Origin of the sequence: Stenotrophomonas hibiscicola ATCC 19867 (assembly GCF_000382065.1) — a bacterium.
Lineage (GTDB): Bacteria > Pseudomonadota > Gammaproteobacteria > Xanthomonadales > Xanthomonadaceae > Stenotrophomonas > Stenotrophomonas hibiscicola.
On the sequence record NZ_KB907499.1, the window covers coordinates 505,561 to 523,393 of the forward strand.

The 17,833-nt window shown below is 65.2% G+C and carries 12 protein-coding genes; 11 read left to right on the forward strand and 1 reads right to left on the reverse strand.

What is annotated here, in order from left to right; all coding sequences use genetic code 11:
- Positions 1–147: 147 nt before the first annotated feature.
- The 11 genes from G370_RS0107165 to G370_RS0107215 all read left to right on the forward strand — a co-directional run bounded on the left by G370_RS0107165 (position 148) and on the right by G370_RS0107215 (position 17,008).
- Positions 148–1,086: a nucleoside hydrolase gene (locus G370_RS0107165; protein ID WP_019659981.1), complete on the forward strand. Its 939-nt coding sequence runs from the start codon at positions 148–150 to the stop codon at positions 1,084–1,086.
- A gap of 88 nt (positions 1,087–1,174) precedes the next feature.
- Positions 1,175–1,417, forward strand: a complete 243-nt coding sequence (locus G370_RS0107170; RefSeq protein WP_005410871.1) for a type B 50S ribosomal protein L31 — start codon at positions 1,175–1,177, stop codon at positions 1,415–1,417.
- Positions 1,418–1,713: 296 nt separating this feature from the next.
- Complete coding sequence (locus G370_RS0107175) at positions 1,714–2,991, forward strand: citrate synthase (protein WP_019659982.1); 1,278 nt, start codon at positions 1,714–1,716, stop codon at positions 2,989–2,991.
- 295 nt (positions 2,992–3,286) lie between these two features.
- On the forward strand, positions 3,287–4,357 hold the full coding sequence (locus G370_RS0107180) for a hypothetical protein (protein ID WP_019659983.1): 1,071 nt from the start codon (positions 3,287–3,289) through the stop codon (positions 4,355–4,357).
- A gap of 427 nt (positions 4,358–4,784) precedes the next feature.
- A complete protein-coding gene (locus tag G370_RS0107185) occupies positions 4,785–5,150 on the forward strand; it encodes a NirD/YgiW/YdeI family stress tolerance protein (protein WP_026347019.1) in 366 nt (121 codons plus the stop codon).
- A 340-nt stretch (positions 5,151–5,490) separates the two neighbouring features.
- Positions 5,491–5,997 carry a CS1 type fimbrial major subunit gene (locus tag G370_RS0107190; RefSeq protein WP_019659985.1) on the forward strand — a complete coding sequence of 169 codons (507 nt, stop codon included), beginning with the start codon at positions 5,491–5,493 and terminating at the stop codon, positions 5,995–5,997.
- A 51-nt stretch (positions 5,998–6,048) separates the two neighbouring features.
- Positions 6,049–8,772, forward strand: coding sequence for a TcfC E-set like domain-containing protein (locus tag G370_RS0107195; RefSeq protein ID WP_019659986.1), 2,724 nt, complete (start codon positions 6,049–6,051; stop codon positions 8,770–8,772).
- 137 nt (positions 8,773–8,909) lie between these two features.
- A complete protein-coding gene (locus tag G370_RS1000000121275; RefSeq protein WP_233654088.1) occupies positions 8,910–9,902 on the forward strand; it encodes a CfaE/CblD family pilus tip adhesin in 993 nt (330 codons plus the stop codon).
- A 17-nt stretch (positions 9,903–9,919) separates the two neighbouring features.
- A complete protein-coding gene (locus G370_RS0107205; protein WP_019659988.1) occupies positions 9,920–10,627 on the forward strand; it encodes a giant cable pilus chaperone protein in 708 nt (235 codons plus the stop codon).
- Between the two features lie 63 nt (positions 10,628–10,690).
- Positions 10,691–16,195 (forward strand): ESPR-type extended signal peptide-containing protein, encoded by a 5,505-nt coding sequence (locus tag G370_RS1000000121280; protein WP_080112509.1) that lies wholly within the window; start codon positions 10,691–10,693, stop codon positions 16,193–16,195.
- 69 nt (positions 16,196–16,264) lie between these two features.
- Positions 16,265–17,008, forward strand: coding sequence for a hypothetical protein (locus G370_RS0107215; RefSeq protein WP_019659990.1), 744 nt, complete (start codon positions 16,265–16,267; stop codon positions 17,006–17,008).
- Positions 17,009–17,184: 176 nt separating this feature from the next.
- Here the strand turns inward: G370_RS0107215 and G370_RS0107220 are convergent, their stop codons facing one another.
- On the reverse strand, positions 17,185–17,829 hold the full coding sequence (locus G370_RS0107220) for a hypothetical protein (RefSeq protein ID WP_010484059.1): 645 nt from the start codon (positions 17,827–17,829) through the stop codon (positions 17,185–17,187).
- Positions 17,830–17,833 lie beyond the last annotated feature (4 nt).

Consider the following 17,833-nt stretch of genomic DNA (forward strand, 5'->3'; position numbering starts at 1 on the left):
AAACCAGCTTTCGACGTTGCTGTTGCCGTTGCCGTTGCTCCTGCCTCTGCGGGTGCAGGGCGCAGCCCTGCCAGAACCCCAACACCCCGTACTTGCAACGGTCATCATCCCGGTCCACACTTCGTTGCCGATCTGAAGACGGCAACGATGACCCACAAGATCCCGCTGTTGATCGACACCGACCCCGGTGTGGACGACGCCCTGGCCCTGCTGATGGCCTTCGCCGATGAACGGCACGACGTGGTCGCCCTGACCATCGCCGCCGGCAATGTCGGCCTCGAGTACACCGTTCGCAACGCCCTCAAGCTCTGCGACATCGTCGGCCGCCCCGACGTGCCGGTGTTTGCCGGCAGCCCGGATCCGCTGCTGCATCCCTCCGTCGACGCTGCCCACGTGCATGGCCGTGACGGCTACGGCGACGTGGACCTGCCGCCGCCCAGCCGCCAGGCCGAAGCCGAGCACGCTGCACTGGCCATCCTGCGCCTGTCGCACGAGCACGCCGGCGAACTGATGCTGGTGATGCTGGGCCCGCTGACCAACCTTGCCCTGGCACTGAAGCTGGACCCGACCCTGCCCGAGCGCATCAAGCGCATCGTGGTGATGGGCGGCGCGGTCACCTGCCACGGCAACATCACCCCGGCGGCCGAATTCAATATTGCGTTCGACCCGGAAGCGGCGCACGTGGTGTTCACCTCGTTCAAGCACCTGCTGGTGTCGGACTGGGAGGCCACCGTCGCCCATGGCCTGCCGCTGCAGGACGCCGAGAAGTGGCTGCAGGCCGATTCCGATCGCGCCCGCTTCTACGAGTTGATCTCGCGCAAGACCCGGGGCCTGTCCGAAGACAGCAAGGGCGGCCGCTGGTACACCGCCGATGCGGTGGCCATGGCCTGGGCGCTGAACCCCGAAGGGCAGTTGCGGGTCGAGTCGCGCCCGCTGAACGTGGAGCTGAACGGCACGTTCAGCCGCGGCGCCACCATCGTCGACTGGAACCGCCAGACCGGCCAGCCGGACAACTGCGATCTGCTGATGGCCTACGACCAGCAGCGTTTCGAGGCCCTGGTGCGCCAGGCCCTGGGCGCGGACTGACGTCCGTGGCCCGGCACCGGTTGCCCCGGGTGGCAACCGGTGCTTATAATGCCGCTCTTGACCACCAGCCCATTTACGGTGTGAGCCCATGAAGGCCGATATCCATCCGAACTACCGCGACGTCGTCTTCCATGACGTCACCTCCGATTTCAAGATCCTGACCCGCTCGACCATGGCGACGAAGGAAACCATCCAGTGGGAAGACGGCAACGAATACCCGCTGGTCAAGGTTGAAATTTCCTCGGCTTCGCACCCGTTCTACACGGGCAAGCACAAGGTCATCGACACCTCGGGCCGTATCGACAAGTTCCAGAAGCGCTACGCGCGCTGATCTGTCGATCCAGCTTCGAACCAACGGCCGCGCTCTGCGCGGCCGTTTGTTTTTCCCCAACGCCAACCCAACGGGCGTTTGGATGGACGGAACACTGCGTTCGTGTGACAACGCTTTTGCCGATCCGGGCCGCTCAACGGCCGGCGTCTGGCTGCCTGTCGTATACGACTTCTGTCTAGCGCCGGGCAAATGCTGCTGTGCGATAATGACCTGATCCCCGGCACAGGCCGAGGACGTCATTCACGTGCCTGACCAATGCGCTTGGGCAGGCGCCTTCCCATGAAGGAGCGCACACAGTGTCCGATCTTGATCAGGTCACGCTCAACGCCGGCGACAAGTCGGTCGTTCTGCCCGTCATCAAACCCACCCTTGGCAACGACTGCGTCGACATCGCGAAGCTGACCAAGGAAACGGGGTATTTCACCTACGATTCCGGCTTCACCGCGACGGCCAGCTGCAAGTCCGCCATCACCTACATCGACGGCGACAAGGGCGTGCTGCTGTACCGCGGCTACCCGATCGAACAGCTGTCGGAAAAGTCGAGCTACGTCGAAGTGGCCTACCTGCTGATCAACGGCGAGCGCCCGAGCGCCGAGCAGCTGAAGGCCTTCACCGATGAGCTGACCGCCGAAGCCAACGTCGATGAGTCGATCAACACCCTGATCGGCAGCTTCGCCAAGGATGCCCACCCGATGGCCATCCTGGCCGCTGCGATCGCGCAGCTGTCGGCCATCTACCACGACTCGCTGGACCTGTCCGACGCCGAACAGCGCCGCCAGGCCGCCGTGCGCCTGATCGCCAAGGTGCCGACCCTGTCGGCGCTGATCTACCGCCACGGCAAGGGCCTGCCGGCCAACAAGCCGGACACCTCGCTGGACTATGTCAGCCGCTTCCTGAAGCAGACCTTCGAGTCGGCTGACGGCCAGTACGATCTGAACCCGGACGTGGTCAAGGCGCTGGACCTGCTGTTCATCCTGCACGCCGACCACGAGCAGAACGCCTCGACCTCGACCGTGCGCCTGGTCGGTTCGACCGGTGCCAACCCGTACGCGTCGGTCGCCGCTGGCGTCACCGCGCTGTGGGGTCCGGCCCACGGCGGTGCCAACGAAGCCGTGCTGAAGATGCTGGAAGAGATCGGCACTGCCGACAACGTCGAGTCCGCCGTGGTCAAGGCCAAGGACAAGACCTCCGGCTTCCGCCTGATGGGCTTCGGCCACCGCGTCTACAAGAACTTCGACCCGCGCGCCAAGGTCATCGGCGAGATGACCAGCAAGGTGCTCAAGCAGCTGGGCGTGCAGGATCCGCTGCTGGACGTGGCCGTGAAGCTGGAACAGGCCGCGCTGCAGGACGAGTACTTCGTCGCCCGCAAGCTGTACCCGAACGTCGATTTCTACAGCGGCATCATCTACAAGGCGCTGCAGATCCCGACCGAGATGTTCACCGTCATGTTCGCCCTGGGCCGTACCTCCGGCTGGGTGTCGCATTGGCTGGAACAGCAGGTCGACCCGGAAATGAAGATCGGCCGTCCGCGCCAGGTCTACACCGGCAGCGACGTGCGCGAGTACCAGGGCTGATCGCCCGCGTAGGTTGTGCCGAGAACGCCCCGCATCCGCGGGGCGTCTTTTTTTTTCGCGCGGACCTGGTAGGTGTGGACCGTTGGTCCGCACGATTTCGGCGCCCGCGAAAAATCATCCACGCATGGCGTGGATCTACCACCGCATCCGCCTCCGGTAGGTGCCAACCTTGGTTGGCACGCGCTTCATCGCGCCAAGACCGCGTGATTCAAGGGTCTCGCCAGCTTCACAACCGCTCGCGCAGCCTCAGGACGCCAGCTGCATCCGCAGCACCTGAAATGGAGCGTCCATCCCGATGAGTACCCGATTCGACCCACCCGAGCGCGGCCCGCTTGGTCCCGACGTCGCCACTGTCGTCACCGCCCCCATCGTCGCCCCTCCCAGCGAAAGCGCCGTTTCCTGGGGCGCGATCTTCGCAGGTGCCGCCGCTGCCGCCGCACTCTCCCTCATCCTGCTCATCCTCGGTGTCGGCCTTGGCCTCTCCTCGGTGTCGCCGTGGTCGTTCGAAGGCGTCAGCAAGGAAAAATTCGGCTGGTCCAGCATCGCCTGGCTCACCTTCACCGCACTGGCCGCATCGGGTCTGGGCGGCTATCTGGCCGGCCGCCTGCGCACCAAGTGGACGCAGATCCATGGCGATGAAACCTATTTCCGCGATACCGCGCACGGCTTCGTGTCGTGGGCCGTGGCCACGCTGCTGACTGCGGGCCTGCTGACCTCGGCCATCGGCGGCGTGCTCGGCACGGGCGCGAAGGTGGCGGGTGCCACTGCAGGCGCTGCCGCATCCACGGCCGGCGTTGGCGCCGCAGGTGCCGGTAGCGCTGCCGGCGCGGCTCCGGAAGGCGACCTCAACTACTGGGTCGATTCACTGTTCCGCAGCGCGACCAGCGCAGGGCCGTCTGATCCGACAGCGCCGCCGCCGGGTGCGCCGATGGATCCGAATGCTCCCTCGCCGCCGCCGCCGGCCGCTAGTGTCGGCCCGCGCGACGCGCGCATGGGTCCGCCGCCACGCCCGATGCCGGGCAACGGCCCGGTGGGCGACCGCCGCGAAGTCCGCGCCGAAGTGAACCGCATCATCGTCAACAGCCTGCAGGGCGAGGGCTTGGACCCGGCCGACACCCAGTACCTGTCGCAGCTGATCGCGCGCGAGACCGGCATGAGCCCGGCCGAAGCGCAGGCCCGTGTGACCGATGTGCAGACGCGCATGCGTGCCGCGCTGGAGAAGGCAAAGACCACCGCCAAGCAGGCGGCCGACGATGCCCGCAAGGCCGCAGCGTATGCCGCGCTGTGGCTGTTCATCACCCTGCTGATCGGCGCGTTCTTCGCCAGCCTCAGCGCCACCTGGGGCGGCCGCCGCCGCGACCTTTGAACGAGGAGACCTGAGATGAAAATGATTCTGCTCTGGCTGTTGGGCGTGCCGATTCCGCTGCTGATCCTGTACGCAATCTTCTTCTGAGATTGCATCGTTGAGTGGAGCCGTCAGGCCGCCGTAAGGCGGCCTGATGCCATCCCGTCGTGCGTGAGCATGTGTCTGCAGCGTCGAGTCCTGCTCGACGCTACAAAAGCAAGACGCGGCAGCTGAACTACGACTCCGCATACCGGCTCGGCGAACATTCCAGCACACGACGGAAGGCCGCAGAAAATCCGCTCGGAATGGATCCTGAAAGACGCGTCCGGTCCGCGATGAATGGTTTCTGACGTCGGATGTCGTTTTCACATCTTTTCGGAGTTATTGCATGGGCGTCACTATCGAGGCGAGGGAAGCTGTGGGCACTTATCCCTGCATGGACAACACCATGAACCGACGACTCACCCTTGCGCTCATCGCCACCACGTTGAGCCTGCTCAGCGCTGGGGCCTTCGCCCAGTACACCGGCCCGGGCGCCACCCATGCCGTCACCACGGTGGCCGAGGCGCGCGCCCAGCGTGACGACCAGCCGGTGGTGCTGCGGGGCACGCTGGTGGCCAGGATCGGCCACGAGCGCTACCGCTTCAAGGACGCCACCGGCGAGATCGATGTGGAAATCGACGACAAGGATCTGCCCAGCCACCAGGCCGTCAGCGCGACCACCGTGGTGGAGCTGCACGGAGAGGTGGATACGCACCGCTTCAAGCCCACCGACATCGACGTGGAGCACGTCGCCGTGGTGCCTGCGCATTGAAGGTCGTTCGCGATTTCTACACGTAGCATCGAGCCGTGCTCGACTCATGCGCACACGGTGCGCCTCAAGCGATAGTCGAGTATCACTCGACGCTACAAATGCAACGCAATGAGGTTTCTTGCATTCAAGTCGTGAGGAAATTTGCATAATCCTCAAACATTGAAAGCCCTCAAGAATTCTTCTTAACGTTCAGTTATTTAGGAATTGTTGCATGGCCTGCGTGCGGTAGGCCTACCTACCATTCTCTCGTCGCCCGTGACCACCTCCACGGGCGGCGCCTCCCTCCCTTTCTCCTTGGGGAGGGGGGCTTTCATATTCCCCCTGTCCGAGAGAGACACACATGCACGCCATTCTGAAGAAGGCCACGCTCGCTGCAGCGCTGGCCACTGTTTCGCTGTCCGCCAACGCGTTCGACGCCGACATCAAGGTCTGGGCCAACGTCGACCCGACCCTGGCCCTGCTCAAGGCCGATGGCACCGCGCTGGATTCGGTGGTCAACATGGTCCACAACCCGGTCACCGGCCTGGTGCCGTGGACCCAGCAGGTGCGCATCTACTCCAACGACGAAGACAAGGACATCGAAGTGCGCGTCGGCAGCGCTCCGCAGCTGCTCAATACCGATGGCAGCGGTGCCCCGGTGCCGCTGACTGTCAGCCTCAACGGCAAGGCGCTGGCCGTGGCCGCGCAGGACTTCGCTGCGTCCGACCTGTTCGACGGCGCACTGGAGGGCGCATCGATCCCGATGCCGCTGCGCATCGCGCAGACCAAGCAGGAGCCGATCGCCAAGGGCGGTACCTACGAAGGCATCGTCACCATCGCCATGCAGCAGAAGACCGCCAGCCCGTAAGGCGCCCGTGCCGGCCCGCATTCCGGGCCGGCCGCTTCCGGTAACACCCCCATGAAATCTCCCGCACCCGCCGTTACCCGGCTGGCGGTCGCGCTTGCCCTGTCGTTGGCCATGCCCGTGGTCGCGGCGCGCGGCGTTCCCGCCGGCTTCGAGGATCTGGTCGAAGGCCAGACCGAACAACTCGAGGTACGCCTGTTCGGCCGTTCGACGGGGCTGGTGCCGGTGCGCGTGACCCTGGAACACGTGCAGCTGGAAGCCCCGGCCGAGGCGCTGCAGGCATTGCAGCTGCCCGCCGAGGCACAGGCCGCGTTGTTGCCCGCGCTGTCGCAGCCGCTGCCGCGCAACAGCCATCTGGCCTGCCGTTACGGCGGCGCCAGCGCCGGCTGCGGTTACATCGATCCCCCCGAGGAGCCCACCGCCGTGCGCGCGCTGTATGACGAAGGCGAGGGCGCGGTGCGCCTGTTCGTCGCCCGCCAATGGATTCCCGGCGAACCGGCCGCCGAGCGCTACCACCAGGTCAGCGCCAATGCCGAAAACGCCTTTCTGCACCAGCACACGCTCAATGTCAGCGGCGGCCGCGGCTACCAGTCGCTGGCCGCGCAGGGCATGGGCGCGCTGGGCGTGTTGCAGCGCGGGCACCTGTCTGCCGATTGGACCTTCAGCCAGCAGCACTATCGCGGCGGCCGCGCCAACCGCGACTTCCAGCTGGACAACGCCTATTACCGCCATGACCTGGGGCAGCAGCACTACCTGCAGGCCGGGCGCATGGACCGCCGCAACCTGAGCAGCCCGCAGGGTGGCACCTTCAGTTTCAGCATGCTGCCGATGGACCGCTTCCAGGGCCTGCGCCTCGGCACCACGCAGGCGTACGTGGATTCCGCCGCCGCCGTGCAGGCCACGCCGCTCACCGTGCTGCTGGCACGCGATGCACGGGTGGATGCCTTCGACGGAGAGCGCCTGCTGCAGACCTTCTACCTGCAGGCCGGCATCAACCAGCTCGATACGCGCCGGTTTCCGCTGGGCAACTACACCGTCACCCTGCGCATCTACGAAGACGGTGTGCTGGTGCGCAGCGAGGACGCGCCGTTCGACAAGGGCGGCGACTGGATCGACAGCAGCGTGCAGTGGTTCATGCAGGGCGGCCGCCGTAACGAGCGCCGCAGCGACCGTTTCAACGACGAGCTGGCAGCGATGGCCGGCCTGCGCGTGCCGGTATCGCGCAACGTGGCAGTGACGGCCGGTGTCGCCGACCTCGGTGGCTTCAGCTATGGCGAACTGCGGCTGGACCTGCGCCACGTGTTCGCCACCCAGGAGATCCGCGGCACCTTCAGCGGCATGCACGGCAGCGACGGCAGCCGTGGCCAGCAGCACCAGCTGTCCTACCGTCGCCGCGCCTCGTGGAATGTGTACCACCAGCGCATGCGCGGCCGCGCCTGCCAGTTCGAGGACGACGCGCGCGACCGGCTCGGCTGTGCCGACTCGCTCAGCGCCTCGATGGCGCTGCCGGTGGCGGGCGGCAATGCCTACGTGGCCTACACCCGCCGCCAGACCTGGCGCGCAGGCACCGTGCAACCAGGGCTGGGGGATGATCCGCTGGCTGGGCTGGACCCGCTGTTGCCGCCGTGGCTGCCGCAGCCCACGCGCGTGCCGCAGCTCAGCCGCATCTGGCAGGCCAGCTACAGCCGCAGCCAGCGCTGGGGCGAGTTCAGTGTCTCCAGCCGCATCGGCGTGTGGCAGCAGACCAGTGGCGGCGGCCTGCGCGATGGACGCGATCGCGGCATCTATTTCAACTTCAGCCTCAACCGCCTGCAGCGCGGTGATCGCGGTAGCTCACAGCGCCGCTACGGCCTGGATGTGCGCCAGCCGCAGCACACGCGGCCCGACGTCAACTACAGCGCCGGCCAGACCCTGCGCCAGGAATACGAAGACCAGTACCGCGAAGTGTCGGGCGAACTGCGCGGCAACAACAACGAACGCTACAGCGCCACGCTCAGCGGGCAGCTGCAGAACCGCATCGGCCAGACCGGTGCCACGGTATCGCGCTACCAGCACCAGGGGGGCAATGAAGTGGCGTACAGCGCTACGCACAGTTCCGGCCTGGCCATCGGCTCGCGCGGGCTGTACTGGGGCGCAGGCGTGGGCGCCGATGCCGGGCTGGCAGTGCAGGTGGATGGCACCGACGACCTGGACCTGACCGGCGTGGCCGCCGAACTGCAGGTAGGCGGGCTGCGCCGACAGCGGCTGAAGCTGGGCGAACGCCGCCTGCTGCCGGTGTCCGCCTACCAATCGCACCGCGCCGAAGTGCAGGACGCCAGCGCACTGGACAGCATCGCCGCGGTGCGTGTGAGCGGTGCGGGCGGTGCGCGCCCGCTGTTCCTCTCGCCCGGGCGGCTGGTGCGCATGCCGGTGCCGATTGAAGTGACCTACACCTTCATCGGCAACGCCCACGACATCGCCGGTGCACCGCTGCGCGGCGCCCGCATTCTCAACGCGCCGGTGCCCGGCACCGGCAGCAATGGAGGCTTCGTGGCCGACTTCCCACGACGCGAAAAGACCCTGTACCTGCTGCAGGACGACCGGCTGCTGCACTGCCCGCTGCAGGTGCGCGAGCGCCGCAGCGTGGTGATGCTGGTGGGCGCCGTGCAGTGCGAACCGTTGGCCGTGGCGCAGCTGCCGCCCGATATCCGCCATCAGGCACGGGTGACGCGACTGCTGCAGGAGCAGGCGTTGATTGCCGCCACGCCGCAGACCGCGGCCGCGGGAGGTGCGCAGTGAACCGGCGGGTGTGGTGGGTGATGGCGGTGCTGTGTGCGCTGGTGGTGCTGGCGCCGCGGGCGATGGCGCAGCAGCCGCCGGAGACCGACCCCAGTCCGATAGTTCAGCAGGTGACGCTTGGGTGGGATCGATCTTCCATGCCAGGTGATCTGGAGATCTGGCCAGACAGGACGGTTCTGGGCTTCAGTCGTGACGTGTCGCGCAAGCTTGGCCAGATACATCTGACCTGCCGATCCAGTGTGGATCCTTCAAAAGGTAGTTGCAGCACATCTGGCCATGAACAGTTCCTTGCCGGAGCTTCGGAAGTTGTACTTCGGATGGTCGAGCAACGATCTGGCCTGTCAACTGAGGTGAGAGTGAAGGGGTGGTTGCGACGCATCCTTTCAGGTCGCGCCTGTTCCAACGACTTCTGGGGAACTGCAATACGACCGATGGATTCTGCCTACTGGGATATGTGCAGTATTGATTCCCCACTAGGTACAGGGGTAACGCTTGTACTTCCACAAGAAGAGCTGAGCCTATTGGTTGCGGGGCACTGGCGGGCCGAACTCCTCCTGGACCTCAGAGTGGATCCAAAGCAAGCCGCGGTGCATACCAATACTGTCTCCTTCGACTTCACCATCACCGACTACAACGCGGTCTCCATCTACTTCCCGCTCTTCGATCAGGTCACCCCGCACGTCGGCCTGAACCTGCAGTACGACCCGATCGCCCAGACCGTGGGAGGGCGAACCCAACTCGACATGTGCCTGTACGACGGACTGGGCTCGCAGAGCCAGTACCTGGGCGTCACCGTGCGCGACAGCGGGCCGCGTCCTCCGGGGCCTTCCGGCTACTCGGTCTGGCATACCGACGGCGGCAGCGACGCCACGCAGCGCGTGGACTACACCATCACCCTCGATCACAACGGCAGCGCCTTGCCCATGCGCAACGGTGTGGAGCAGCTGCTGCATGGCATCGATACAGCAAATCTGCGCCTGGTGCTGTTACCCGGCATGACGCAGCCGGTGTTCTGCGTGCCCACGCCATTGACGCTGGAAACCCCCCGCGTGCCGGTCAGCAGCAAGCGCCCCGGCTACTACGACGGCGATCTCAAGGTGGAACTGCGCGTTCCCACTGTCACGCCCTGATTCCCACGGAGCCCCCGATGAAACCTCTCATTCGCTGCCTGCTTCCCTTGTCGCTGCTGATGGCGATGCCTGCCCACGCCAATCTCACCGTGCACCCCATGCGCACGTCGGTAGACGTGAAGAAGGGCGCGCAGATCCGCATCTATTCGCAGTCCACCCAGCCGCAGTACGTGCAGGCCTCGATCAAGCGCATCGTCAATCCCGCCGGCGCAGACGAGCAGGAGGTTGAGGTCGAGCCCGGCGAAGCGGCCATCGCCATCACCCCCGGCAAGTTCGCGCTGGCCGGTGGCGGCAATCGCCTGATCCGGGTGATTCCGCTGCAGCCGGTCGAGAAGGAAACCGCCTACCGCGTGTACTTCGAAGGTGTGCGTGGCCCTGAAGGGATTGAGCACGCAGGCGAGGGCGAGCGCGCGCAGGCCAACATCGGCGTCAGCCTGGTCTGGGGCGCGCTGGTCAATGTGCTGCCCGCGCAGCCAGCCATGGCGGTACAGGTGGAAGGCAACCGCCTGCGCAACACCGGCACGGTGCGCGTAGGCATTACCAGCATCGCCGATTGCGATGGTGCGCGCTGCACCGCGCACGACGTGTCGCGAAGCCTGTATCCCGGCAGTGCGCTGGAGCTGCCGTTCCCCGTGCAGCCCGGACACACGCTGCAGCTGCGTTACCGCCTGACCCGCGATGGCTATCGCGAGCACGTACAGACCCTGGCGCCCAGCGCTGGTTGATTCCCCGGCCCCGCCAGCAGGGCTGGCGGGCTTTCACTTGAACTGGCTGTTAAGGAGTAAGCAATGAACCGTATCTACAGACGTGTGTGGAATCGAACCCGCCAATGCTGGGTTGTTGCCAGCGAACTGGCGTCGAGCGCAGGTAAGCCGCGGTCAACGGCTGCGGGCGCAGTGTTGCTTGGGCTTGTTCTTGCGGTTCCCTCAGCAGAAGCTGGCGACATCATTGCGGCTGATGAGTGCGATGAATCCATCTGGCAGGCGCTGTGCTTGAACTCGGAGGTGCGCGCAGGATCTTCTTCCGCATACTCGCTGTTCTCAGCTACGCCACGTGCGGGCATCAATGCGCTGGAACTTGGCTATCAAGCGAAAGCCAATGGCTATGGCAGTTCGGCCGTGGGTCCGGAGGCGAGGTCCGAGAACTTCTACTCCGCTGCGTTCGGCTGGAGGGCGCTTGCCGGTGAACACTACAGCGTCGCTGTGGGTGCCAACGCTCAGGCAACTGGGGGCTCGGCCATAGCGATGGGTAACGATTCAAAAGCATCCGCCTCGAGCGCAGTTGCGATTGGCCGACAGGCCAACTCCAGTGGGAAGTCGTCTGTCGCGCTTGGAGCTTCGGCCATTGCATCTGCAGATAGCGCGCACGCGCTGGGGTATCTCAGCCAGGCAACGGCAAAGTACGCAACTGCAGTGGGAACAGTAGCCAAAGCATTTGGCGCATACTCAATCGCAGTGGGCAACCACGCGACGGCCATTGGCGACGACGCCATCGCAATTGGGCGAAGTGCAAAGACCGTGGACAGTTCCGCTGGCGTGTCTCGCATCGCCATCGGCGGGGGCTCGTTTGCCGGCTCGGATGGATGGACGGGGGCAATCGCACTGGGCGGTCTGTCCAAGGCCGAGAACGATGCTATTGCCCTGGGCTATGAAGCGCGGGCGTTGGGCGAGGGCGCGCTTGGCATGGGGCGCGGGGCTCAGGCATCAGGGCGAGGAGCGACTGCCCTTGGGAAATCTGCCTTGGCCAGTGATGAGTATGGAATTGCCGTTGGCTTCGAAGCGCTGGCTGGCAGTACTCACACAACCGCCGTCGGCACTCGTTCGAGTGCGGTGGGCATTGGTGCGACAGCCTATGGAAATTCGGCCTATGTAAATGGACGCAATGGTGTCGCGGTAGGTAGTGGCTCTCGTGTCGACCATGGCAGTTCCGAGGGCGCGATAGCGATTGGTGCCGATTCGCGAGCGGGCGCAGATGGATACAACGGCGCCATTGCCCTCGGCGCCAACAGCACTGCCAGCCACGACAGCATTGCCATTGGCTACGGCGCATCCACGAGTGCTGCCGGCGCCATTGCACTGGGTCGGGGTTCTGTTGCGGCCGAGGCAAATACGGTTTCGGTAGGTAGCGGGGCCACCAAGCGCCGGATCGTCAATCTGGCTGATGCGAGGCTGTCCAGTACCAGTACCGATGCGGTTACCGGCAAGCAGCTCAATTCCACCAACACCAACGTGACCAGGGCCCAGACCGCTGCCGATGCAGCGAAGACGACAGCCACGGCGGCACAGTCCACGGCCAATACGGCCAATACCAATGCCAACACGGCATTGGCCAAGGCCAATGCGGTCAGTGGCCTGGTCAGCCAGGTCTCGGCCAGCGGCAACGTGCGTCTTGGCGGCGAGAACACCGGCACCGTGCTGGATGTGCGCAACAAGTCCAACGCAGTTCGCAGTATCTCTGGTTTGAAGGATGGAGCGCTGAGCACGACCAGCACCGAGGCAGTCACGGGCAAGCAGCTCAACGCCACCAATACCAATGTCAGCAAGGCGCAGGCAGCAGCCGACGCAACGGCTGCACGGCTGAACGCCAGCGCAGTGGCCCTTGGCGCGGGAGCTGTCGCGGAGCAGGGCAGCTACGGCATCAGTACGGCGCTGGGCAACAACGCCAAAGCCTACAACGGCAAGAGCGTCGCCATGGGCGCAGACGCTCGCGCGACGGTGGATGACGCGGGTAACAAGATCAGTGGCAACGCGGGTGTGTCCATCGGTGCTGGAACCCGCAGTGGCAACGGTGCGGTGGCACTTGGACTGGACGCTGTGGCAACGGGTGATCGTGGTATTGCCGTCGGTCATGAGGCATCCGGCAAAGGCACGCACGCAACGGCACTAGGCTTCCAGAGCAACGCGTCGGCCAACCAGGCCACGGCCGTTGGGCGCGGCGCCGTTGCCAGCAGCCTGTATGCCTCCGCACTGGGTAATCAGGCCAGTGCCACGGCACAGAGCGCGTTGGCCCTTGGTGATCGTGCCAATGCGGCACACGCGGGCGCTGTTGCGCTCGGCAATGGCTCAGCGACGACTGGGACCAATCAGGTCTCGGTGGGCAATGGCTCGTTGAAGCGCAAAGTGGTCAACGTGGCGGATGCCGCCTTGAGTACGTCCAGCAGTGAAGCGGTGACCGGCAGGCAGCTGCATGCCACCAACACCAGCGTGGCTGCTGTGAAGGCGACCGCGGACGGTGCGCAGGCGCGCGTGGCGGTGTTGGATGGCCTGGTGGGGCAGGTATCGGCAGGCGGCAACGTGCGCCTGGGTGCAGACAACACCGGCACCGTCGTCGACGTGGCCAACAAGACCGGCGCCAAACGCAAGCTGCGGAATCTGGCCAATGGCGTGCTCAGTACGTCCAGCACGGATGCAGTGACCGGGCAGCAGCTCAATGCCACCAATAGCGAAGTGACCAGCGTGCGCACGGCGGCAACCGCGGCGAAGACGGCGGCCGACGCCGCCCGTGGCGTGGCTGATGGCGCTGTGCAGAAGGCTGATGCCTTGGGCGGACTGGTGGGCCAGGTGTCTGCCAGTGGCAATGTCCGCCTGGGGGCAGAGAACACCGGCACCATCGTGGATGTCGCCAACAAGACCGGAGCCAAGCGACGCGTCTACAACATCGCCAACGGCACGCTGAGTGCAGGCAGCACCGATGCGGTGACCGGGCAGCAGCTGTTTGCGACCAATGCCACGGTGGAGACACAGCGACAGGCTTTGGCTGGGCACGCGCAGCAGCTGACGGATCAGGACGGGCGTATCACCGACAACCGGGTCGAGCTGGATGCGCTGCGTGCGGACTTCGATAACTTCGATCCGGATCTGGATGGCGTGGTCAAGTTCAGTGCTGATCGTCACCTGGTGGACATGGAAGGTGCGCGCGTATCGGGGGTGGCAGCGGGGGATATCAGTTCTGCGACCAGTACGGATGCGGTGAATGGTGGGCAGTTGTTTGTGACCAATGAGCGCGTCAATGCAATCGAGAGCGCCGGGAAGTTCCTGAGTATTGGAAGTGACAGCTTTAGCGAGGCCGCAAGGTCCGGCATTCTCGGGGTTGCCATTGGTGATTCTGCTCAAGCCAGTATCGATCAGGAGGGAGGGACCGCGATTGGTGCATTTGCTGTGGCGGGTGGGAAGAACTCTGTTGCTCTTGGAAGAGGCGCGTTTGTGGAGAGGGACGCGGAGAGTTCTTTTGCTCTTGGTGTCGGTTCGCGTGCATCGGGAGTCGAGACGACGGCACTTGGCGCGGACAGCAAGGCCGAAGCGAGCGCAGTCAGGGCTGTTGCTGTGGGCGCCGGGTCAATCGCAACAGATCCGGATACTGTTTCCTTCGGCAGAGACAGGTACCAACGCCGTTTGGTGAACGTAAGCCGGGGTATTGGGAAAGACGATGCGTCGACAATCGCGCAGCTCAACGAGACTCTTGGTGGACTCGGTGGTAGTGCAGGGGTGGATGCTCTTGGAAACGTCGTTGGACCCACCTATAGCGTGCAAGGTGGCAAGCAGAACAACGTCGGAGACGCCTTGGCTGCACTCGATGGGGCGGTGGTCAGGTCAGACAGCCGCGTAGATGGCCTCGAAGGTCAGCTGCGTGCGACGTTCCAACAGTCGCCCTCGACCCGGGCGGATGGCGTTGGTCAGCTGAACTTGGCAGGTGCGCAGGGCATGGTTCTGTCTAATCTTGCCGATGGGCGTATTGCTGCAGGTAGCCGTGATGCGGTGACTGGTAGCCAGTTGTTTGAGGCGAAGCAAGATATCGCGCGCAACCGTATCCATCTGGAGGAACTGAAGTCGCGTGGTTTCATGGAGGCGTCAGATCCTGCTGGCGTGGTCGACTTTGGGGGCTCTCGTCTAACTGGAGCCGCCAAGGGACGCATTGATGGCGACAGCAGCGATCTTGTCAATGGAGGTCAGCTGCATGAGACGAATCTTCGTCTCTCGAAAGTTGAAGCTGATTCGGCCTGGCTTGCGGTGGGCGCTGACGACCAATCACGCGGGGCAGTTGCTGGAGCGCTAGGTGTGGCTCTTGGTGGTGATGCAGTTGCTGGTGGAACCGGAGCGACAGCTCTAGGGAGCTACGCCACGGCGGAGGCGACCAACTCCATTGCGCTGGGCCGGGGGGCTTGGGTTTCAGAGAGTGGCTTCTATGGATTCGCCGTGGGGAGTGGATCTCGTGTCAACGCGAGATTCGGTGTTGCTATTGGTGCAGCCAGCCAAGTCCTCGGCGGCGCTGACGGCAGTGTTGCATTGGGGGCTGAGTCTGTCGCGGATCAGGTGGGCACAGTTTCTGTTGGCAATGACTACCTGAAACGCCGAATTGTGAACGTAGCCAACGGCCGCAACACCAACGACGCAGCCACCATCGGCCAGCTCCGCGGCGCCCTGTCCACGCTCGGCGGCAACATCGACGCCGAGGGCAATGTCACCACCCCCGGCTTCAACATCCAGGGCCAGCACCAGAACACCGTCAACGACGCTCTCACCACGCTGGACTCCGCCGTAGTCACCACCGGCTCCCGCATGGACCGCGTCGAAACCCAGCTCCGCTCGGTCTTCCAGGAAACGCCCTCCACCCGTAGCGACGGCACCGCCCAGCTCACCTTGGCGGGCACCAACGGCATGGTCATTTCCAACGTGGCCAACGGCCTGATCGCCGCCGGCAGCCGCGAGGCCGTCAATGGTGGCCAGCTGCACGCCGTGCAGCAGCAGCTCAACGGCCGCATGGACGGTCTGGAGCAGCGCGTGGATGGCCAGCCGCATTCGCGTGCGTTGTCTACGGCTTCGGCCGCGCCCACCGAGCAGGTCACGCCAACGCCGGAAGCCAGCGATTCGCCGCAGGTGGCCTCGGCAGGCGAGGGCACGTCGCCCACGCCGCAGCCGAAGTCGAAGAAGGACGACACGTCGTCGCCCACGCCGCAGGTCGATACCGCCGAACTGGAGAAGATGCTGGCCCGCGCCAACGAGTACACCGATGGCGCCATCAGCAACTTCGAGCGTCGCCTGGACAAGATGGACAAGCGCTTCAACCGCATGGCCGCGATGAGCAGTGCGCAGACGGCCATGGCCATGAACACCGCCGGCCTGGCCACCTACAACCGCCTCGGCGCGGGCGTGGGCTACGCCGAGGGTGAGTCCGCCATGGCGGTGGGCTACCAGCGCGTGCTCAACGAAAAGGGCTCAGCCACCTTCAGCCTCAATGGTGCGTTCACCAACAGCGGTGAACGCAGCATGGGCGTGGGTGTGGGCATCGGCTGGTAAGCGATGGAGCCCCGGCGTGACGCGCGTAATCCACCCCGTCGCGCCGGGGTCCTGGCCAAGGAGATGGCAATGTACAGATGGGTAAGCGGCTTCATCAGCTATCGCACGTTCTATATCTGGCGCGCGCGCTATCGCTACTACACACGGAACCTGGATCTGTGGACGCTGATGAGCGGGCTATGCATTGCCGGTCTACTGCTGGTCCTGTGGTACATGTGGCAGATGCTGGGCGTGCCGCCGCCGCGCATACATCCGGATACAGCGGCGCTGCGCATCGAGGGCGTCACCCACGAGGCGATCCATCGCATCGTGCTGGTGCGCCACGCTGGCAGCACGCGGGGGGCCGAGTTCACCACGCCGGAGGACGTGCGGGCGAGTACACTGCGCACGATGCGGGTGCGGCAGGTGATGGACAGCGAAGTGGTGTGGCGTCTGAAGGCCGACATGCTGGCGGACATCGCTGACTACATCAACGTCACAGGCGGGTGCTTCCCCTACGACTGCCGGCAGATTCGGGATCGGTTGGATCCCGTGCGCAAGGCCGCTGTGGAGAATGCGCAGATCAACGCCTCACTGGCGACGATCCTGGACGTGCCGCTGGACCAGATGCCGCTCTTGAAGGGCGGCGAGCGTGAGCGGGTGAAGAGTGGGTGGTCGGATACGTTCAACGACGTCTACTTTCAGGCCGGCTTGCTGCGGGACCTGCAGGCCATGCATGCGCAGATGATGCGGGAGTATCCGCAGCGGGCCCCCGCGCCCTGGTTGCCGCGGTTGCTCAGCGACCCGCTGCGCGATACCCGTTTCGTCTGGTAGCGGGAGCATGATGGGCGCCATCTGCCAGAGCAGGTAGCGCAGCTTTTGTAGAGTCGAGCCGCGCTCGACTGCTCTTCGGCCAGCAATCGATTGCCTGAAGCACGGTGCGGACCAACGGTCCGCACCCACCACTGGCAGGTACCGCTGCGCTCGCCGGCCATGGGCCGGCGCCACCGTCATCCGCCGATGTACGCGGTGATCTCGGCCTCGGCCAGCACCTGCCGCAACTGCGCGACAGACGCGCGCCGCATCGGCTTCTCATCCACCGGCGACAGCGGTGCTTGGCGCAGGGCGTCGTACGGCAGCACGGCCAGGTCGAAGGTCAGTTCCTCGGCACTGAACACCCACACCGGTACATCCAGGCAGCGTTCGCGGTCCATGCGCAGGCGGCGCGTCCGTGATTCGGCGGGGATGCCGTGCTCGTCCAGGAAGCGGTGCACGGCTTCCGGGTCGTCGCTGTGCAGGTGCAGCTGCACGGGGCTGTTGGCGTCGGCGGTGCCGTCCAGCACTGGGCCAGCCAGACGTGGGGAGAAGCCGTGCAGGAACTCCAGCGCACGCATCGCGGCCTCGCGGCGGCGTTGCAGTTCGTTGCCGTGCTGGGGCCCGGAGAACAGCCGCTGGTACTCGCGCAGGGCGTCTTCGATCTCGGTATTGCGGGGCAGGGAGGCATCGTCGTGGATGCCGAGCCGGCTGGCGGCCTTCAACTTGGCCTGGTGGTAGTCGCGGATGCCGCCTTCGGCCATCAGGCGGGCGGCTTCGTGGGCGAGGCGGTGGCGCCGCTCGCGGGTCTGGCTGGCAGCATGCTGACGGGCGCGGTGCATGCGA

Coding starts and splice junctions, on each gene's coding strand:
- G370_RS0107220 (WP_010484059.1), bottom strand. CDS start 17,829: ATGCACCGCGCCCGTCAGCATGCTGCCAGCCAGACCCGCGAGCGGCGC.
- G370_RS0107185 (WP_026347019.1), top strand. CDS start 4,785: ATGAACCGACGACTCACCCTTGCGCTCATCGCCACCACGTTGAGCCTG.
- G370_RS1000000121280 (WP_080112509.1), top strand. CDS start 10,691: ATGAACCGTATCTACAGACGTGTGTGGAATCGAACCCGCCAATGCTGG.
- G370_RS0107195 (WP_019659986.1), top strand. CDS start 6,049: ATGAAATCTCCCGCACCCGCCGTTACCCGGCTGGCGGTCGCGCTTGCC.
- G370_RS0107165 (WP_019659981.1), top strand. CDS start 148: ATGACCCACAAGATCCCGCTGTTGATCGACACCGACCCCGGTGTGGAC.
- G370_RS0107215 (WP_019659990.1), top strand. CDS start 16,265: ATGTACAGATGGGTAAGCGGCTTCATCAGCTATCGCACGTTCTATATC.
- G370_RS0107190 (WP_019659985.1), top strand. CDS start 5,491: ATGCACGCCATTCTGAAGAAGGCCACGCTCGCTGCAGCGCTGGCCACT.
- G370_RS0107180 (WP_019659983.1), top strand. CDS start 3,287: ATGAGTACCCGATTCGACCCACCCGAGCGCGGCCCGCTTGGTCCCGAC.
- G370_RS1000000121275 (WP_233654088.1), top strand. CDS start 8,910: ATGCCAGGTGATCTGGAGATCTGGCCAGACAGGACGGTTCTGGGCTTC.
- G370_RS0107205 (WP_019659988.1), top strand. CDS start 9,920: ATGAAACCTCTCATTCGCTGCCTGCTTCCCTTGTCGCTGCTGATGGCG.
- G370_RS0107170 (WP_005410871.1), top strand. CDS start 1,175: ATGAAGGCCGATATCCATCCGAACTACCGCGACGTCGTCTTCCATGAC.